Raw genomic sequence first — 19574 nt, 5'->3', positions numbered from 1 at the left:
CTCACCGGCACCAGGTGGTGACGCAGACCTTGTTGTGGCAGACCCCGGTGGGGCCGCAGTCCCCGTCCGCCGAGCAGGCCCCTCCGGGGGCGACGTACTGCTGGCAGACGAGCTGCAAGAAGGCCCCGAAGGCGCACCGGCTCCCGAGGCACATGGCCACCTCCTTCGTGCCATCCGGGTCGTAACAGGTCTGTCCGAGCTCCCTCCAGGGACGGCAGCGCGCCGTGGCGGCCTCGCAGTAGAGCAGGCCGCCACACTCGGAGGCCCCGGGAGTGCAGGGCTCGTCCAGGCCCCGGGCCGGGCGGCACTCGCGCGGTGAGTCCGGGCCCGCGGCCACGTCGAGCTTCACGCAGGCCTGGCCGGGCTCGCACTCGTCGGCGCTCTTGCACGCGCCGGACGCCTTGCGCGCGACGCACCGGTTGTCCACGCACGCGGCGTTGGCCTCCGGCGCGCAGCGGACTCCCCAGGCGCAGGACTCGCCCAGGTTCGCATGCGCGCGGCACACGTTGAGCGAGCAGGTGGAGCCGGGCTGGCACGGGACGCTGCCGTCACACCCGCTCCCCGCGGGCACGTAGCGCTTGCACACGCCCGTGCAGCCGGCGCTCGTGTCGCACCAGCCGCCCTGGCAATCCAGGTTGCTGCCACACGGGTTGCCTTCCGCCGCCTGGGGCTCCAGCGCCTCGCAGCGCGCCAGCAGGTTGCCCTGGCTGAAGTCGTCGAGCGTCATCGCGCCGCAGGGCAGGTCGCGCAGCTGGCGGACGCAGGCGCCGAACCGTTCCGGGACGAAGGCCTGCCGACCCGCCTGGACGCTCGCCACCACCGAGGCGCACACCGACTCCGCGTCCGCCAGTCGCGGGTAGCTCTCCGGTGTCTTCCCACCGTGGCATTGGTCCGCGCGCCGGGCGAGCGTCTCCATCGCCGTGCGGCAGGACTCGATCAGGTGCTCTCCGGAGCGGGCCCCCTCCACGCAGTGCCCCTCGGGGGTGCAGCGCTGGGCACCCGGGCACTGCAGGTCGTCCTGGCACGGCGCGCCCGTCACCTGCACGCTACAGCCCGTCAGGGCCATCATCATCACCACCAGCCATGCGCGCACGTCAGAAGCTCCCCTCGACGAAGAACAGGGCCGTGCCCGCCAGCAGGGCCACGCCCGCGGTACCGGTGAGGATGTTGGAGGCCCGCGCCCGGCCCAGGGCCGAGTCGTGCAGCCGCTGCGCCTCGGCGCGCTCGTGCGGCCGGGCCAGCAGCTCCCGCGAGTCGGAGCGCGCCAGCATCCCGAGCGTCACCGCCCCCGCCGCCGCCGCCCCCGCCGCGCCCGCGGCCACCCACGTCCAGATGCGCCGCCGCGGTTGCTCCTGGCCGTTCCTGAGCGCCACGCCGCTCCCCGGGAGGGGCGTGAGCATCAACTGGAGCTCGAGAGGCTCGCCCGACCGCAGCTCCACGTCGCGCCGCAGCGGCTGGTAGCCCTCGTGTGTCACCTCGAGCCGGTGCGGGCCCACCACCAGCTTGTCGCTCCAGGGCGTCACCCCGCGCGCCTCGCCATCCACCTGGACTCGCGCCCCCGCGGGCTCGCTGGAGACGGTCACCTGGGGACGGCGCTCCTCTTCGTAGCGCTTCTCCAGCCGGGCGATGAGTGACTCGACGAGCGGCCGATCCTCCGCGTTGGGCTCCATGCGCAGGTAGTCGCGGTAGTAGCCGATGGCCCGCTGGAGATCCCCGAGCTTCTCGTAGCACTGGCCCAGGTTGTAGAGCACCACGCCCTTGGCGAGCGTCTGGTAGGCGGCCTCGAAGGCGGCGGCGGCCTCGGCGTAGCGGCCCTCCTGGTAGAGGGTGGTTCCGCGCTCGAAGTGCTTGCGAGCGGCGGCGCGGGCGGCCGCGGGCTCGGCGGCGCTCGCCCCCGTACCTCCCAGGGCGAGCAGCAGCGCGATGAGGAGCGCTGGGAAGGACATGCGGCGGTGGCGGGTGGTCATCGTCGGCTCAGAAGGGGTTGGGCTTGAGGTCCTGGACCTTGCCCTGGGCCTTGTCAGTCCGGGGCTTGTCGGGCCGCGGGCGCGGCGGCGGTGGCTTCTTCAGCGTGACTTCCAGCCGCTCTCCCTCGGGCAGGCGCTCGAGCACCTCGGGGACATGGCCTTCCAACGTGAGGCGCAGGGGGCCGGAGTCTCCGTCCGGGCGCTCCATCTCCAGGGGAGTGACTCCGAGCACCCGCTCGCCCAGCGTCACCGTGGCACCCTCGGGCCGCGAGGCGATGGACAGGCGTGGACGGGCCGGGGCCGGCGGGGGAGCGGACTCCTTCGGGGGCTCCACGGCCGGGCCGCGCGAGGTGCCCGCCCACAGCCCCACGCCGCCGAGGAGCAGCAGCGCGCCCACGCCTCCCACGAGGAGCCCGCCGCGCCTGTTGCGGTGGACTGGCTCCAGGCTCCGGGTGGACACCACGGTGGGCTCGAGAGGCTCGGCCACGCCAGGCGGAGCGGGCGGAGCGGCGGGCGGGAGCACGGGCACGCGGCTGGTGGCCATGGCTGGCGTGAGCTGGAGGGGCACGCGGCCCGGGACGAGGGCCTCCAGTCCGGCGCGGAACGTCTCCAGGGTGGGGCGAGCGGCCGGGTCCTTGGCGAGCGCGCTCAGCACCAGCGCGTCCAGCTCCGGCGGCAGGCCGAGGTCCGGGCGGCGCCGGCTGGGGGGCTCGGCGGTGGCCTCCAGGTGCTGCAACATGGTGGCGAAGGTGTTGTCCCCGCGGAAGGGGAGCGAGCCGGTGCAGACCTCGTAGGTGAGCACACCCATCGAGTACACATCCGCCCGGGCATCCACCGTCCCACCCGCCGCCTGCTCCGGGGCCATGTAGTTGGCGGTGCCGAGGATGGCGCCCGCCTCGGTGAGCCCGCTGCCCGGCTGCCCTTGCATTACCTTGGAGATGCCGAAGTCCACCACCTTGACGAAGTCCGCCTGCCCCTGGCGTTGCAGGAGCATCACGTTCTGCGGCTTCACGTCCCGGTGGACGATGCCGCGCGCGTGCGCCGCTTCGAGCGCCCGGCACACCTGCGTCAGGATCGGCACGGCGCGCCACAGCGGGAGGAAGTGCTCGCGCAGCAGCAGCGCTCCGAGGCTCTCTCCCTCCAGCAACTCCATGACGTAGAAGAGCTCACCGGCGGGGGTGCGGCCCAGGTCCGTCACGTTGACGATGTGCTCGTGGCCGATCTGGCTGGCGGCGATGGCCTCCTGCTCGAAGCGGCGGGTGAAGGTGGGATCTCTCGACAGCTCACCGCGCAGCAGCTTCACCGCTACGCTCTTGCGCAGGCCCAGGTGCTCGGCGAGGTACACCACGCCCATGCCTCCCGCGCCGAGCGGGGACAGCAACCGGTAGCGCCCCTCCAGCACCGCGGGCAGCAGCGCCGCGCCGTCACGGGGACAGTACGAGACGTCCTCCGCGTACTCGCTCTGGCACGTCGGGCAGCGCGGCATGGGGGCTGGTTTCATGGCACGGGGGGAGGGGAGGTCATGGTCGTCAGCGCACCGCGTGCTTGCGTAGCAGCTTGATGACGTGGGCCCGGTCCACCTCGGCCTCGCGCGCCATCTGACTCACGTTGCCGCCCGAGGCCGCTAGGCGCTGGCGCAGGTACGTCTCCTCGAAGTGGGCGAGCCATGCCTCCTTGGCCTCCTTGTAGGGCAGCTCCACGCGCACGGTGGGGGCCCCGGCCGGCGCCGCCGGGGCACTGGCCGCCTGGAGGAACGAGGCATCCAGCGCGCCGGAGAGGGCCACGCTGCGCTCGACGAAGTTGCGCAGCTCGCGCACGTTGCCGCGCCAGGGCAGGGTGGAGAGCTGGTGCAGCGTCTCGGGGCTGGGGGCGGTGAAGGGCCGGGGCGGCATGCCGAGCGAGCGGAACGTCTCCGTCCACAGGTGCTCCAGCAGGTGCGGCAGATCCTCCAGGTGCGCGCGCAGCGGTGGCACGCGCACCATGCCCACGGCGAGCCGGAAGTACAGGTCCTCGCGGAACTGCCCGCGGTTGACGGCCTCGCGCAGGTCGCGGTGCGTGGCGGCCACGAAGCGTACGTCCACGCTCCGGTACCCATCCGCGCCCACGCGCTTGACCTGCCGGCGCTCCAGCGCGCGCAGCAGCTTGGGCTGCACCGCCAGGGGCAGCTCGCCCAGCTCGTCCAGGAAGAGGGTGCCCCCGCTGGCGGCCTCGAAGGCGCCCCGGCGCTCGTGGGTGGCGCCGGTGAAGGCGCCCTTTTCGTGGCCAAAGAGCTCGCTCTCCACCAGCTCGGCGGGGATGGAGCCGCAGTCCACCACCACGAAGGGGCCCGAGGCCCGCGGGCTGGCCTGGTGGAGCGCCTCGGCCACCAGCTCCTTGCCGGTGCCGCTCTCGCCCTCGACGAGCACCGTGGCGTCCGTGGCGGCCAGGCGCGCCAGCTGGGCGAACAGCGCCCGCATCACCGCGCTCTCGCCCACCAGCTTGCCGAAGCGGGGCTCGGGGTACAGGGGCAATACGTCCCGCGTGGCCACCAGGGAGAAGCGCACCGTGGTGCCGCCGAAGGTCAACGTGGAGCCGTCCGCCACATAGGCATCCAGCACGCGCACGTGGTCCACCCGCGTGCCGTTGGTGCTGCCCAGGTCCTTCACCCGGTAGCCGCCGCGCTCGCGCACCAGCTCGGCATGGAAGCGCGACACGGTGGGGTCGGTGAGCACCAGATCATTGCCCGGGGCCGTGCCGAGGGTGAGCTTCTCGGCGGAGCTGCTCACCGTGGTGCCCGCGTCCGGACCGGCCGACACCTCGAGGTTCACCCTCTGGACGGAGAGCCCGCTGGCCGGTGTCTGCGCGGGGATGAGCTCGGTACGCCCTGACATGCCCGCCGTGCATAGCACCTTCCGTCCGGGAGGGCACGGGGCGAGGAAGCACGGGCGCCGCCGGCTTCACGTCTCCTCGTCCCCCCGGCCTTCGAGCAGGGCGGCGGAGAACGGGCTCGCGACCCTCTTCCCGGGCCCGGAGGCCCCCGGGGGATGCCCTGCGGCGAGCGTCTCCGCCACCAGCGCGGCCACGTGCCAGGGCTGCTCCGCCCCGGAGCCGGTGTCCACGTCCAGCAGGGCGCGCGCCATGTCTCCCGCGGAGGCGAAGCGCTCGGAGGGGTGGGGGCGCAGGGCGCGCTGGAGGACGCCGGCCAGGGCCGGCCCGGCCCGTTGTAGCAGGTGCTCGGCGGGCTCCAGGCGCGCGTCCCGCACGGCGAGCAGCAGCTGCGCGTCCGTGGCCGCGGCGAAGGGGCCGCGGCCCACCACCGCCTCGTAGAGGAGCACCCCGAGCGAGAAGAGATCGGCCCTCGCGTCCAGGGGGCCGCCACGCACCTGTTCGGGAGACATGTAGCGCAACGTGCCACGCGTGCTGCCGGGCGCGGTGCGCGAAGGTGTGCGCAGCCCCTTGGCGATGCCGAAGTCCGCCAGCTTCACGTCACCGGTGTGCCCCAGCAGCACGTTCGCGGGGCTCACGTCCCGGTGGACGAGCCCCAGCCACTCGCCCCGGGTGTCGCGCAGGCCATGCACGTGCTCGAGCGCGCGCAGCAGGCACAGGCCCAGGTGCCGTACGAGCGCGGGCGCCAGGGGTCCTCGCGCGGCGAGCGCCCGGGCCAGGTCCACGCCCTCCACGTACTCCAGCACCAGGTAGGGCGCGCCCGCCTCCAGCCCGAAGTCCAGCACCGAGACGACGTGCGCATGGCCGAAGGTGGCCATCAGCCGCGCCTCCTGGGCGAACATCTGCCGGTAGGACTCCTGTCCGGCCAGCTCCGGCAGCAGGCGCTTGACGACCACCGGCTTCTCGAAGCCCTCGGGCCCGGGAAGGATGCCGAGGAACACCTCCGCCATCCCTCCGCGAGCCAGACGGGACACCAGCCGGTAGCGGCCCACCGCGCCTGCCTGTCCTTCCTGCGTCATGGTGCCACTATAGCGGGCGAGCGCTCAGTCCTGGGCCTCCTCCTGGCAGACGGAGCCCGAGCCACAGACGATGAACGCGGTGTTGAAGAAGTCCGTCCCGCTCGAGCACGAGGTGGTGCGGATGCGCTCCAGGCACGTCTCGAGCCCTTTCTCGTTGATGGCGGGGCAGTTGTTCGCCGTCCACGCGCCCTGGAAGAAATCGCGGGCCTTCACCTCGCACTCCTTCCGGTCCTGGAACTCCTTGCCATCGCCGGAGCCGATTTCCTCACACCCCTCGTAGAAGTCGCAGGCGGAGTTGGTGGCCTGGTCTTGCGCATCTTCGCGGGTGGTCGGGCCACACGCGGGGAGAAGGGCAAGGAGGGACAGCAGGGAGAGGGAGGTCGAGATGCGCATAGGGGTGACTCGCGAAAGGGGTTGAAAGGTGAATCACGACGACGTGCTCCCCATGAGCAAGGGGTGGGCCAACGCCAAACCCGCGAAACGACGAGGTGGCGGTGTGGGGGTTGTAGGCTCGAGACAACAGGGAGGGCCGGGCTTGTAGGCCGCGGCCAACACCCCGTTCCGCGGGGTGTTGCCACGTTTCTCCCCGCGGCCTCCCTCTCCCCTCGGGAGAGAGGCGGGGTGAGGGTATCCGTCACCCGGGTTGGCTTCATCAGGCAGGGCGCACGAAGCTGGGCGGCATGACACGGTTCTGGTACGACCCGAGCGCTCCGTAGAACGGAGGTCAGGAGGTGCGCATGCGCGTCAAGAGAATCGTCGCCAACGTGGTGAGCCCGACACCGGCCGCAGCGGCTCGCTTCTACAAGGACATCCTCGGTCTGGACATTCTCATGGACATGGGATGGATCGCGACCTACGGCTCCGAAGAGGAGATGCAGGTCCAGATCAGTTTCATCTCAGAAGGTGGCTCGGGTGCACCGGCGCCAGACCTGTCGATCGAGGTGGACGACCTGGAAGCGGTGCTGCGTCGAGTGAAGAAGGCGAAAATCCCCGTGGAGTATGGCCCGTGCGACGAGCCCTGGGGCGTGCGCCGGTTCTTCGTGCGTGATCCGTTCGGCAAGTTGGTGAACATCCTCGCTCACGACTGACGCGAGGGCCTCGGGTGGCGCCACGTTCCGCGGGGATGAGTTCGAGTCCTTTGTGGCTTTCGGCCAATGGGTCTTCGCAGTATAATCATTGTAGATGCCTATTTTCACTAAACCTCGCGATCCTCGGTTTATTACCGTTCGTCGTGGCGGCACCTTGAGCGATGCAAATCACCACCTTCTTGCAATATGGGCTGCCGCATGCGCGGAGCATGTATTGCATTTCTTTGAAGAAGCACAACCCGAAGATGAGCGGCCGCGCCAGGCAATCGAGCTGGCTCGCGCCTGGACACGAGGCGAGATTGCAATGCGCCAGGCCCACAAGGCTGCTTTTGTTGCCAATGCCGCCGCCAGAGAGGTGTCCGGCGCGGCAAAGCTTGCGGCCTACGCGGCTGGGCAGGCTGTAGCAGTGGCTCACGTGGCAGCGCATGAGTTGGGCGCGGCGGCCTATGCGATCAGGGCCGTGCAAGCCGCGGCTCCTGAAGCTGAGCGTGAACAAGCCGGCCGCCGGGAATGCCAATGGCAGCGTGAGCAGCTTCCAGACGAAATCCGGGAGCTTGTGCTTGACGACCAGCGGCTGCGTAATCATGTCTGCTGGTTTGTATTCGATTGCTGACCGACATGGGATGATACCCTTCCGCATGGCCATGGGGAGGGCAGGAGGCCCTCCTCGCGTGGTTGGGCCGCCATCGACATCAGCCCACACTGCCCGTATCATCGCGCTCTCCTCCAGCCCGCGATGAGGTCCCATGGGTGTTAATTCCGTTGGCGGTTCGTCTTCCAGTCCCCAGCCGAACCCGGCTTCCTCCTCCGGAGGTGGGTCGGGTCCCACGTCAGCCGTCAGCCCAAGTGCCTCCGGTGTGGGCGCGACGCCGAACACCGCGCCGCCTCGTTCCCCGGCGGTGAACTTCGATCAGAGCGGCTTCGATCCGGCCAACAGCGTCCGCTCGATGCCGGCGCTCACGCAACCCACGCCCGTGAACCGGATGAATTTCGAGCGGAGCAGCTTCGATCCGTCCAAGGCGAGCGCGTCGGTGCCCGGCCTCTTCGATTCCACGCCGCTCAACCCGGTCGCCCAGACCTTCACCAATCCCCTGCCCGCCCTCCCCGAGAACTTCGAGAGCGCGTTCAAGGTCCCGAAGGGACAGCTCACGTTCGACGCGGAGGGACTGGAAGCGAAGGGACCCTACTTCAGCCGCACGCCCCACCACCCCACGATGGCGTCCGGGGTCACCATCGGCCGGGGCTACGACATGAAGGAGCGGTCGACGGAGGAGGTGGTGACCGACCTGACGGCCGCGGGCGTTCCCCAAGCGGATGCCGAGCTCCTGGCTCAGGGGGCGCAGCTGACAGGACAGGCCGCCAGGGATTTCATCAACCGCCCCGACGTCGCGGCGATCGAGATCAGCCAGAGCGCGCAAAAGAACCTGTTCAACACGGTGTACGCCGAGTACCAACAATACGTGAAGGACATCTCCAATGATCCCGAGCGGATTGAAGTCTACGGCCGAGTCGATTGGGAGAAGCTGAACCCCGCCATCCTGGATGTCGCCGTGGACATGCGCTACCGGGGCGATTACTCGCCACTCACCCGGAAGGACGTCCAGCCGCTCATCGTCAACAATGACCTCCAGGGCATGTACGACCTCTTCTCCAATGAAGACAAGATGATCAACGAGTGGAACGTGCCACGCGATCGCTTCGAGCGGCGCCGGGACTACCTGGCGAACGCGCTGGCCGAGCAGCAGGCGGCGGCCCAGTAGGCGCGCGCATGAGACGCCCGGTCCTGTCCGCCCTGGTGCTCGCCAGCGCGCTGCTCACGCACTGCCGCCATGGTCCCGAGGCGGAAACGAGGCCCGCGGCCGACGCGGGACCGGGCGCTGTTGAACCCCTCGACCTCCCCGTGCCGCGCGGCCAGCGCCCGGACCAGCTCCGGGTCTCGGAAGACGGGCGCCTGCTCTTTACCCGGTGGGTGCTCGAGGAGGACACCTTCGACTACCGCGTGGTGGACCTGACGTCGGGTGAGCCCGTCTGGGATTGGCGGGGCAGCCTTCGGAATGGCCTCTGGACGCTCGTGCTGAGTCCGGAGGGCGGAGCGGGCTTTGTCTTCCTGCCCAGCGGTCCGGAGGCCGCCTTCCTCATCTTCCGGGCATCCGCCGCGCCCATCGTGATGTCCGAGGCCGAATTCACGGGGGGCACCTGGGCTCGTGGAGGTGGTTGGTTTGGCGGCTCCTCGGGGGCCTACAACGCGGATGGCTCGCGGCGGGGCAAGGCGGTGCCCGACTGGCGCGCGGTCAAGGACGAGCTGTTCCTGCCCGGACGCGAACCCGACACCGTGCGGTACATGCACGCGGGCCATGTCTGGGAATGGAATGGACGCACCGCCCCCAGGGTGGTGGGCGAGTGGCGCTGTACCTCCCAGGTGGAGGCCCACCGGCTGACCCCCTCGGAGCCCGTGCGGTTCTCGCCGGAGGGGCGGTACATCGCCTGGCGCCTGAAGGCCTCGAACGCCCTCACCGTATGTGATGGAGAGAGCGGCGAGGAGTTCGCACTCGCGCCGGGTCCGGCCCCCGCCGCATGGACGGACGCCCATCATGTCTGGTGGCTCGAAGCGGGAGCGATTCTTGGCATGGATGTCCGGACACGCGAACGGCTGCCACGGCGCGTCCTGCCCTCTGGAGCGAAGGCCGTGGCACTGGCCGCGTCCGTCCATCCTCCCGCGCTGTTCGTCGGCTCCGAGCAGGGGCACCTGTACCGGCTCCCCCTTGGGCGCTGAGGCGGTGTCTGGAGCAAGCTCCATTCATCCCCCTTCGCGATCCACCTGGCGAAGCGGAGCCACCGCGTCATTTCTCACTCTCTCAAAAGAATACAGAAAAGAGAAAAACACGACTAATACGATTTACATTTGAACTAAAATCAAAAGCGTGGAATACGCCCTCCCGCTGTTTGCTGGGTTCCATACGTGTCTTGCGTGTCAAGTCCGCGATGATGAGGTGTTACGTATGAAGAAACTGCTCAGAGCGATTCACTCCTCCGCCACCATCGTCTCCGCCACGTCGGCCGTCTTCCTCGCCACGGCCAGCCTGGCGGAAGGAAGCCACAGTGCCCCCGCCCGCTCGGGATGCGCGCCGCTGTGCACGGGCGGAGTTTGCACCCCCGTCCAGATCGCGGACTTCTGGCCCACGGAGTCCATCGCGCTGAAGGACAATGACGTGTACTTCGCCGGTGGTGCCTACCCGTATATCGCGAACGGCTTCGTGGGCCGGGTCCCCAAGTCAGGTGGCTCCGCCTCACGCTTCCTCACGAATCTCGCGACCATCCCAGCCGTCGAGGAGGCCGGCGGGGAGATCTATGTCCTGGGCGCCGCGTCCCCCCTGCCGGGCGTGGTGAACCGCCTGAACGCCGACGGCTCCTTCACGGCCGTTCCAACCTCGCCCTCGAACAAGAAGCCGCGGTTCTTCACGGGGGATGCCACCCACCTCTACTGGGTCGACAACGACGACGGGCACTTCTACACGGTGCCCCGTGCGGGGGGCACACCCACCGTGGTCGCGCAGAGCGGCCTCCCGAGCAAGCCACTCCAGGCCCTCGTGGACGAGGAGAATCTCTACTGGGTGAACCGGCCGGCCAATGGCAAGGGCTGGATCCTCTGGAAGGCGCCGAAGAACGGCGGGGCCGCGCCCACCCAGCTTCTCTTCGTCCCGGCGGGCAAGTTCCACAAGTTCGCCCTGGACGCGGACACCCTCTACTTCCTCGACTACTACACCGGGCTCAACCAGATCTCCAAGAGCGGCGGCGCCGTGACGAACATCGCCTACGCGGACGATCCCGGGACTGTCCTCGCCGTCGATGGCGAGCGGCTCTACTGGATCAAGGACGAAGTCCTCACGGCCACGTGCAAGGATGGGAGCGGCGATCAGGTCCTGACCACGGAGACCTACTCCACGAGCGATATCGCCGTGGATGACTCGGGCATCTACTGGGCCCAGTTCTACAAGGTCTACAAGCTCACGAAGTAGCCTGGCTCGGCTTTGCTCCAGGAGAACTCCCGCCGCTGGGCGCGGCGGGAGTCCTTCCGGCGTCAGTTGTCGCCGATGAAGTAGCTGAGGTGCGGCGGCTGGTTGTAGCCGGTGTTCTGCCAGGCGACGCCGAGCCGGTACACCGGATCGTGCATCAGCGTGACGTAGCGGTAGTTGGACGAATAGGGCGAGGAATAGATGCGCAGCGCCGTGCTGTCGGTGGTCCGAACGATCAGCTCCTCACGCCAGTCACCGAGGATGTCGGCGCTGAGCACCGGGTTGGCCTTGGTGCCGTTATTGGACGCGGTGCCCGAGGGCGAGAGCAACGTCGAGAGCGTCTGCTCCGTGTAGTTCCACTTGCTGATGGTGACGCCGTCGAGCAGCTCGCGCTGCTTGTCTCCATCCCACCAGATGGCGAAGTTCATCGGGCCAGGGCGCGTGCCGATGTTCTGGCCGGTGGAGTTGTAGAGCGTGCTCGAGTTGGACGCCCACGCCTCGGCGCCGGGGTAGCGCGGATCGATGTCGGCCGAGATGCCGCGGCCGACGTCGCTGGAGGCGGAGCTCGTCCAGATGCGCTGGCCGGTGCGCGCGTCGAGCATCGCGGCGCCGATGCCGCCGTTGCTGCCCGGGCTCTCATGGACACCGAACCGTTCGAGGCCAGGGCGCGACGGGATGAGATCAGAGACGTGCATCGCGTCGCCATGGCCGAGGCCACTGGTCCACAGCCGCGTGCCGTTGTCGTCCAAGGCCATGGCGCCGTACAGGATTTCATCGCGGCCGTCGCCATCGACGTCGGCGATGCTGAGCTGATGGTTGCCCTGGCCGGTGGAGCTCGAGTCGCCGAGCGCCCGGCTGTCGAACAGCCAGCGCTGGGTGAGCGAGCCGTTGCGGAAGTCCCAGGCGGTGACGGTGGTGCGGGTGTAGTACCCGCGCGCCATGATGATGCTGGGACGGCTGCCATCGAGATAGGCGGTGGCGGCGAGGAAGCGGTCGACGCGGTTGCCGTAGTTGTCGCCCCAGATGCTGTTGAGCTGGCTCGGCGAGGGATTCTGCGTGTCGGGGTGGCGCGGCACGACGTAGTTGACGGTGGACAGCGCGCGGCCGGTGGTGCCTTCGAACACGGTGAGGAATTCGGGGCCGGCGAGGACGTAGCCCGCGCTGTTGCGATGGTCCGCGCTCGCATTGCCGATGACGCGGCCCTGGCCGTCGACGGTGCCGTCGGCGGTCTTCATCACGACCTCGGCGCGGCCGTTGCCGTCATGGTCGAACACCTGGAACTGGGTGTAGTGCGCGCCCGCGCGGATGTTGCGGCCGAGGTCGATCCGCCACAGCCGGGTGCCGTTCAATTGATAGGCGTCGATGTAGACATTGCCGGTGTAGCCCGATTGGCTGTTGTCCTTGGCGTTGGTCGGGTCCCACTTCAGCACGAGCTCGTACTGGCCATCGCCATTGAGATCGCCGACGCTCGCGTCGTTCGCCACATATGTGTAGGCGACGCCGTCGGGCGTGGTGCCGCCGGCGGGCTTCTGCAGTGGGATGTTGAGATAGCCGCCAGACCAGATCGCGGCTGCGGGGGATGCCTCCTGCTCGCTGCCGTTCACGACCGCGCGAACGGTGTAGGTGGAGCTCGGCGAGCCCCGCGTGTCACGCATGTTGGTGCGGTTGGTGAGCGGATCCGTCGTGAGCCTGGTGCCATCGCGGTAGACGTGAAAGCCGACGCCGGCCGGGTCTGTGGCCAGCAGGCGCCAGGAGACCAGGGTGCCGCCGTTCGAGGCGGGCACGGCAACGACGCCGCGTCCAAGCGTCTCACGCTGGTACTGGGCGGTGGCGGGGGTGGCAATACCAACGATCGCAGCGCCTGCCAGCAGGCAAGCGGCACGGCAAAACAGGAGATGTCTGAGCATGATAGGGGTCCACTTCAGGAACACGTTCCAGGACTTCGTTCTGCTCACCAGGCTGGAACTGTCGCGGCATATGGCGGCCCTGGTGCCTCCGCCAGGGGTGAAACCTCTCGCGATGCATGCCCTCAATAGACAAAGGGCCATCCCTGGGAGTCGTAACCGATGAGGTTGATCCCCAGAGTGGCGCACCGCTGTCCGTGTCGTAGTCTTGACCATGGATGGAGCGTGGATGCCGATGTCGCCGGTGACGCGTCCGGGATTCGGGTACGTGTCCAGCGGGTCCGCGAGGGGGCCTCGGTCGCGGCCATCGTCAGGGAGGCCGTGGTGAGAACCGCCAAAACCGCAAACCTGTTTTTTCTGGTCATCCCCGCATTGTTAGCGCTCACATGGCGGCAAAGCAATGTAGGAGTTGGAAGCGCTGACGGCGCGCGTGGCGGAACGAGAAGGCGGCCGGGCCGCTCGCGCCTGGCTGGTTCTTCACGCTTCTTCATATTCCCGTCACACGAGTTCATGTCCACTCTGGCGGGCCGGTGCGAGGATGGCTCGCATGAAGGGGGGCAGGGTGCCCCCGGGAGTGACACGGAATGGCGTCAGGGAAGGCGATTCTCGGAGGCATGTTGGGGCGGTTCCTGTTTCGCGACGCGCGGGTGGCGCAGGTGCGTGACGTCTCATCTCGCTTCCGCTGGATGGAGCTGGAGGGCGAGGCGCTGCGCGACGTCTCCTGGAGCGCGGGGGACAAGGTGCAGGTGTTCTTTCCGCGCGTGGGGATGCGGACGTACACGCCCCTGGCGTGGGACGCGGCTCGCGGGGCGACGCAGCTGCTCGTCTACCTCCACGGCAACAGCCCCGGCGCGGAGTGGGGCCGCAACGTGCGGGTGGGAGATGGCTGCCAGTTCATGGGGCCTCGCGGCTCCCTGGCGCTCACGTCCCTCCAGGGGCCCGTGGTGCTGTTCGGAGACGAGACGTCCTTCGCCGTGGCCCACACGCTGCGGAACCTGCGGGCCGGCGCGGAGGGCGTCGAGCAGGTGTTCGAGGTCTCCTCCCGAGATGAGTCCGAGACGGTGCTGCGGGAATTCCACTTGTCGGATAGCGCCGTGGTGGAGCGCGCGACCGACGAGGGACACCTGCCCGCCGTGGCTGAGCGTCTGGGCGCCGCACTGAAGCGGCGGCCGGGCGCGCACCTCGTCATGACGGGTCGGGCGCAGGCCATCCAGGCGCTGCGTGCGCGGCTCCGGGCTGACGGCGTGGGCGCGCCGCAGAAGGTGAAGGCGTACTGGTCCGTGGGGAAGCGCGGACTCGACTGAGGAAGAAGATGTCTGGACTCAGCCAGGGGGACCACACCGCCGTCAAGACCCGGGCTTCACCAGAGGCAATTCCAGGGTGAACAGGGCACCCCTGCCCGGTCCCTCGCTCTGCACCAGGATCGAGCCGCCCATGGCCTTCGCCGTGAGGGCGCTGCTGTGTAGCCCGAAGCCGTGCCCGTCCTTCCTCGTGGAGAAGCCAGGGCGGAAGAGCTTCTCCACATCCTCCGGCGCGATTCCCACCCCGTTGTCGCTCACGGAGATCCTCAGCAACCGCGCCCCCCTCATCTTGAGCTCGAGCTTGATCCACTTCTCCTCTCGATCGCTCACACTCAGCGCCCAGGCCGCGTTGCTGATGAGGTTGGCCAGGATCTGAACCACCCTGCTCCTCTGGAGGTGGAGGGCCGGCAGCGCCGCGTAGTCCTTGATGATTCGCACCCGCAGAGGCTCCAGGGCGGGGGTGTTCATCCTCAACGCGTTCTCCAGCAGATCCTCCGGGTGGATCAATTCCGCTGCTTCCAGGACCCCCACATAGGCATGCTGCGTCCGCACCACCTCGTTGAGGTGCTCCACGCTCGCCATCATCGAATCCAACTCGCCCAGCGTGAAATCCAGCTCCTCCCGCATCGTCTGCGCCAGCAAGGCGAAATACGTGGGCAGCCGTCTGCCAGCCTCATCCTTCACCAGGAACTCCCCGAGGTCCCCCTGGTGATCCTGAAGGAGCGCAGCGGCCCTGGCCAGCTTCGACACGGGGAACTGCCGCAGCTTGGATGCCACGATTCCCGCCGAAGTGTTCACGCTGTTGAGGATGTTCCCGGCATTGTGCAACACATCCGCGGCGATCTCCGCCTTTCCGGCGCGCCGCGCGGTGTCCAACAGCTCAGCCTGCGCGCGCCGGAGCTCGCGCGCCCGCTCTTCGACACGCCGCTCGAGCTCATCGTGTGAGCGTCGCAGCGCCTCCTCGGCCTGCTGCACGCTCGCGTAGAGCTTCGCGTTGGCCAGCGAGATCGAGGCCTGCGACGCCAGGACCTCGAGGACCGCGAGCCGGCTCGGCGTGAACACGCCCGCGGCCAGCCTGTTCTCGAGGTAGAGGACGCCCGCCAGCTTCGCCTGGCCCCTCACCGGCATGCACAGGATCGACCGGGGTTTCGCCCGCACGACGTACTCGTCCGAGGCGAACCTGCTGTCGGCGTCCGCGTCCGCGAGGATGAGGCTCTCGAGCGAGCGCTTGACGTAGCTGACGATGGAGAGGGGCAGGTGAGCCGACCCTTCGAGCGGTCCCCGCGCGACGTCGACCTTGATCTCCTCTCGCTCGACCTCCGCCCACGCCTCGACGAACAAGGTGTCGTCACGGCTCAGCAGGAGGCAACCCCGCTCCGCCCCCGCGCTCTCGATGAGAATGCGCATCAGCGTCTTCAACAGGCCTTCGAGGACGATCTCCCCGGAGATCGCCTGCTGCGCCTTCACGACGGTCATCAGGTCGAACGCCTCGTCCGTGGCCGGGCCCGTGCTGCTGGTGGTGCTCGCACTGGACCTGACCAGGTGCGGGTGCTTCATATCGAGCTGCTTCACCTTGCCGTGCGCACCCCACTGCAGGTAGGCGCGCCGGGCCTCGCGCAGGTACGCCTGGGCGACGGTCTCGACTCCACGGGCCAGATAGAACTCCGACGCGACCTCGTACGCCAGCGCCTCGCTCTGGATGAAGCCATTCTGGCGCGCCTGTCGGATGGACTCTTCATACAGCCGGATCGCCTCTTCGATGCTCCCCCGGATCCGCGCGAGCTCCGCGGAGATGAGCGTGTACGCATGACCATGGTTCTCGGGGCCTGTCTCCGCCCACTCCTGGAGCACCGCCAGGTGGGCTTCGATCTGGCCGAGGTACTCCCGCTTCTCCTCGGGCGTGACCGCGTCGTAATGCCGGGCCAGCGCGAGGGCCGCGTGGAAGTGGTATTCCGCAACGCCAGCCTGGCCGGTGTAGGCGGCGAGGAAATCCCTGCTCTTCCAGGCCATCTCCACGGCCCCCGGGATGTCTCCGTAGATGAGCCTGCAGAGCAGCCGGTACCTGTGGAACATGAACGCGATGAAGGGGACGGTGCGCAGCCCGGCCCCCATGTCCGGCGGATCCTGTGGAGGCTCCGTCCTTTGCCGCAGACACTCCGCCACCTCGCGGAGATCCGCGATGGGCACCCACACCGCGTCATTTCTCGTGCGACGGGTGAAGTCCATGGACGTCTCCGCCTCCGCGATGACATCCTCGAGGTGGTCACCCATCATGAACCGGTACACCACCATGTTCATGCTGGAATAGGAGGCGAAGGTGTGCTCTCCGGCCTCGCGTGCGGCGGACCAGCTGCCCTGGAACAGTGGGAGCACGTCCCGGAGGTGTTGGATCCGGTGGTTGATGAAGCCTCCGATGACGAGGCACACCTTCGCCCTGCTCCCGACGATGCCCCGCCTGTCCATCAGGTCGACCGCGAACGCGCCGAGACGAACCGCCTCACGCCACATCCTGAGGACATGTCCGATCGCCTGCCCGAAGACGACGTAGCCCATGACGGAGTCGTCCGCGTTTCCATGACGGAGGCTGGCACCCACCATCTGGCATGCGAGCAGATCGTGCAGATCCGGGTTGATGAAGTACGCCGGAGGCAAGACCGCCGCGAAGAGCGCCAGGAGGGCCTTCTGGTCCGGGTCCGTCATCGGTGGCAGGTCCGCGAGCGACTCGAGCTTGTGTTGAGCCAGCTCGTCCCACATGGCCTGCACCGTGGCCCTCAGCGCCTCGGGCGTTGGCCGTGGGGACAGCTCGATCCCGAACAGCCGCGCACACGAGAGCGCCGCCTCGACGGCCTGGGGGAACTCGCCTCGGGTCGCATGGAGATCCACCTTCAGGCGGTGCACGTCGGCCTGCTCCGCCCGGCTCCGGGCGTGCGCGAGAAGGGTGGAGATCTTCGCCTCCGCGGCCCCGAGCTGCCCGCTGATGATCTGGCACTGCGCCTGTTGGAAGGAGAGCGCGTAGGTCAGCTCGTAATGGGACTCCCACCCGTTCTCACCCACGCAGTCACAACCGGCGGCGAGATAGCTCAACGCAGCCGCATGGGCACCTGACCGCATCGCGCTCTCGCCTGCCTCCAGGTTGAGCCGCGCCAGCTCGATCACCTCGTCTCCGCCGTCGATCAGTGCCGCCGCGAGGTTGAGATGGTTGACAACCGCGAACACCGCGGACGGCCGGCGAGTGCGCAGCATCCGTCCGATCCGCAGGTGAAGCCGGATGCGCTGCTCCTCCGGGGTGAGGAGATAGGCGGCCTGCTGGACGCGATCATGCAGGAACCTGTACGCATCCTCGGAGCGAAGAATCAGCCGCTCCTTGACGGCGTCGAAGAGATTCGCTTCGAGCTCCTGGGTGGACTTCTGCACCAACCCGGAGATGTCCTCGGAATCGAAGGTATTGCCGATGCACGAGGCAACCCTGAGTGCGTCCAGGGTGGCGGACGGGAGCTCCCTCAACTTCGCGACCATCAAGGCGACGACGTTATCGGTGAAGCCCTTGGCCTGGAGCTGCGCCAGATCCCAGCACCACTCGCGCGTCGCCACATCGAACCGGAGGAGCTTCTCCCGGTGGAGGGTACCGAGGAACTGGGTGAGGAAGAACGGGTTGCCTCCGGTCCTGTCGGCGAGCAGGCGCGCGAGCGGCAGCACTCGCGCCTCGTCGGTGTGCAGCGTATCCGCGAGCAGGTGCTGGATGTGCTCGAGCCCGAGCGGCGAGAGCACGATGTCGGTGATCGGGACCTCCGCCCGGCGCAGCGAGTCGAGCGCCACCATCAGCGGATGGGAGGGCGTCACCTCGTTGTCGCGGTAGGAGCCAATCACGAAGAGGCAGCCCGCGTCCGGGTGGGGGATGACGTGCTGGAGGAGGGCGAGCGTTGCCGGATCCACCCACTGGAGGTCATCGAGGAAGAGGACGAGCGGACGATTGTCCTGACTGAGTGCGCCGAAGAAATGGGCGAAGACCTCGTGGAGCCGATTCAACGACTCGGCCGGTCCCAGCTCCTCCACCGCGTCCTGTCTTCCGATGATGAGCTCGAGCTGGGGGAGCAGGTCGACCACGAGCTGGCCGTTCGGACCGAGCGCTCGCTGAATGCGCTCCTTCCACACGGAGGTCTCCGCTTCACCCTCGGCCAGGATCTGCTGGGTGCATTGCCGGAGGGCGGACATCAGGATGGAGTATGGGCCCCCGGTATTGAGCTGATCGAACTTGCCGGACGCGAACAAGCCACGCTCGCGCACCAACGGCCTGAAGACCTCGTTCACCAGAGACGACTTGCCGACGCCCGAGTACCCCGAGACGAGCGCCAGCGAGCATCTTCCCTCCTTGACGCCGCGCTCGAACGCGTCGAGGAGCGCCGACACGTCGTCCGCCCGGCCGTAGAGCTTCTCGGGGATGCGAAACCAATCCAACGCATCCGCGGTGCCGAGCGGGAAGGGAGAGAGCTCCGCGCCCGAATCCCACCGAGCGGCGCACTGCTCCAGGTCCGCCTTCAGGCCCTCCGCGCTTTGGTATCGATCCTCGGGGGCCTTGGCCATCAGCCTGGCCACGATGCGCGAGAGGGCCACCGGCACGCTCGGGTTCACCTCACACACCTGCCGGGGAACCACCGCCAGGTGGCAGTGAAACCACCCGAGCACGTCCTCCGCCGAGAACGGGAGCTCTCCCACCAGCATCTCGTAGAACGTGATGCCGAGCGAGTACAAGTCCGAGCGGTGATCGACCGAACGGTTCATCCGTCCTGTCTGCTCGGGCGACAGGTACGCGAACGTGCCCTCCACGGTGCTCGCCGGGCGGAAGGACCGGTGCTCGAGCGGGAGGGTCGACGCGATTCCGAAGTCGGTGACCTTCACCTCTCCCATCGCGTCGTTCACGATGATGTTGGCCGGCTTGATATCGAGGTGAACGATCTCGTGGCGGTGGATATCGGCGAGGGCGGACGCCATCGCGATCGCGAGCCTCAGGAACGCGCGGATTTCGAGCGGGCCGGAGATCATCCGATCGAGCGCGCGTCCCTGAAAGTCCTCCAGGACCAGTGCGGCGATGCCCGGCAGTTGCAAGAACTCGATGGCATCCACGACATGAGGCGAGCTCTGACACCTTCGGGTCAGCATGAACTCGCGCTCCAACCGCACCACCTCTCGCGAGTCCATGCGCGCCGTGACAGGGACCTTGATGACCACCGGACGTCCGTCGGCCTGCCGCAAGGCCCGATACAGCGTGTGCATCTCCCCCTGGTGGAGCACCCCGAGGACCTTGTACTGAGAAATTCTCGACACCATCTCCAGTCAACCCCCGGATGCGCGCAGTCCAC

Annotated in this window: 14 protein-coding genes; 6 read left to right on the top strand and 8 right to left on the bottom strand. The window is 68.3% G+C overall.

Translation table 11 applies throughout. The annotated features are described in order from the left end of the window. Nucleotide 1 precedes the first annotated feature (1 nt). The 6 genes from NR810_RS03240 to NR810_RS03215 form a co-directional block, all read right to left on the bottom strand. On the bottom strand, nucleotides 2–1093 hold the full coding sequence (locus NR810_RS03240; RefSeq protein ID WP_257447541.1) for a hypothetical protein: 1092 nt from the start codon (nucleotides 1091–1093) through the stop codon (nucleotides 2–4). A 1-nt stretch (nucleotide 1094) separates the two neighbouring features. Continuing rightward, entirely contained in the window at nucleotides 1095–1967 is an 873-nt protein-coding gene (locus NR810_RS03235) for a PEGA domain-containing protein (RefSeq protein WP_257447538.1), read from the bottom strand. Nucleotides 1968–1974: 7 nt separating this feature from the next. Next, the gene (locus tag NR810_RS03230; protein ID WP_257447535.1) at nucleotides 1975–3453 is read right to left on the bottom strand and encodes a serine/threonine-protein kinase; all 1479 of its coding nucleotides are present in this window, start codon (nucleotides 3451–3453) and stop codon (nucleotides 1975–1977) included. A gap of 43 nt (nucleotides 3454–3496) precedes the next feature. After that, nucleotides 3497–4837, bottom strand: coding sequence for a sigma 54-dependent Fis family transcriptional regulator (locus tag NR810_RS03225; protein ID WP_257447531.1), 1341 nt, complete (start codon nucleotides 4835–4837; stop codon nucleotides 3497–3499). Between the two features lie 66 nt (nucleotides 4838–4903). Continuing rightward, nucleotides 4904–5911: a serine/threonine-protein kinase gene (locus NR810_RS03220; RefSeq protein ID WP_257447528.1), complete on the bottom strand. Its 1008-nt coding sequence runs from the start codon at nucleotides 5909–5911 to the stop codon at nucleotides 4904–4906. A 24-nt stretch (nucleotides 5912–5935) separates the two neighbouring features. Further along, nucleotides 5936–6304, bottom strand: coding sequence for a DUF6184 family natural product biosynthesis lipoprotein (locus NR810_RS03215; protein ID WP_257447525.1), 369 nt, complete (start codon nucleotides 6302–6304; stop codon nucleotides 5936–5938). Between the two features lie 344 nt (nucleotides 6305–6648). On the opposite strand from NR810_RS03215, the gene NR810_RS03210 reads away from it, so the two are divergent. The 5 genes from NR810_RS03210 (at nucleotide 6649) to NR810_RS03190 (ending at nucleotide 11015) form a co-directional block, all read left to right on the top strand. Next, nucleotides 6649–6999: a VOC family protein gene (locus NR810_RS03210; RefSeq protein ID WP_257447522.1), complete on the top strand. Its 351-nt coding sequence runs from the start codon at nucleotides 6649–6651 to the stop codon at nucleotides 6997–6999. 94 nt (nucleotides 7000–7093) lie between these two features. Next, a complete protein-coding gene (locus NR810_RS03205; RefSeq protein WP_257447519.1) occupies nucleotides 7094–7612 on the top strand; it encodes a putative immunity protein in 519 nt (172 codons plus the stop codon). A gap of 244 nt (nucleotides 7613–7856) precedes the next feature. Continuing rightward, nucleotides 7857–8759: a lysozyme family protein gene (locus tag NR810_RS03200; protein ID WP_257447516.1), complete on the top strand. Its 903-nt coding sequence runs from the start codon at nucleotides 7857–7859 to the stop codon at nucleotides 8757–8759. 8 nt (nucleotides 8760–8767) lie between these two features. Beyond that, on the top strand, nucleotides 8768–9772 hold the full coding sequence (locus NR810_RS03195; protein ID WP_257447513.1) for a hypothetical protein: 1005 nt from the start codon (nucleotides 8768–8770) through the stop codon (nucleotides 9770–9772). 226 nt (nucleotides 9773–9998) lie between these two features. Beyond that, a complete protein-coding gene (locus tag NR810_RS03190) occupies nucleotides 9999–11015 on the top strand; it encodes a TolB-like translocation protein (protein WP_257447511.1) in 1017 nt (338 codons plus the stop codon). A gap of 62 nt (nucleotides 11016–11077) precedes the next feature. On the opposite strand, the gene NR810_RS03185 is transcribed toward NR810_RS03190, so the two are convergent. Beyond that, the gene (locus tag NR810_RS03185) at nucleotides 11078–12943 is read right to left on the bottom strand and encodes a rhamnogalacturonan lyase (protein WP_257447509.1); all 1866 of its coding nucleotides are present in this window, start codon (nucleotides 12941–12943) and stop codon (nucleotides 11078–11080) included. 557 nt (nucleotides 12944–13500) lie between these two features. Here NR810_RS03185 and NR810_RS03180 point away from each other — a divergent pair. Further along, the gene (locus tag NR810_RS03180) at nucleotides 13501–14220 is read left to right on the top strand and encodes a siderophore-interacting protein (protein WP_257447506.1); all 720 of its coding nucleotides are present in this window, start codon (nucleotides 13501–13503) and stop codon (nucleotides 14218–14220) included. Between the two features lie 42 nt (nucleotides 14221–14262). Here the strand turns inward: NR810_RS03180 and NR810_RS03175 are convergent, their stop codons facing one another. Then, nucleotides 14263–19539, bottom strand: a complete 5277-nt coding sequence (locus NR810_RS03175; protein ID WP_257447504.1) for a trifunctional serine/threonine-protein kinase/ATP-binding protein/sensor histidine kinase — start codon at nucleotides 19537–19539, stop codon at nucleotides 14263–14265. Nucleotides 19540–19574: the final 35 nt, after the last annotated feature.

The organism is Archangium lipolyticum (assembly GCF_024623785.1).
Lineage (GTDB): Bacteria > Myxococcota > Myxococcia > Myxococcales > Myxococcaceae > Archangium > Archangium lipolyticum.
This window is presented reverse-complemented; position numbering and strand designations above follow the sequence as displayed.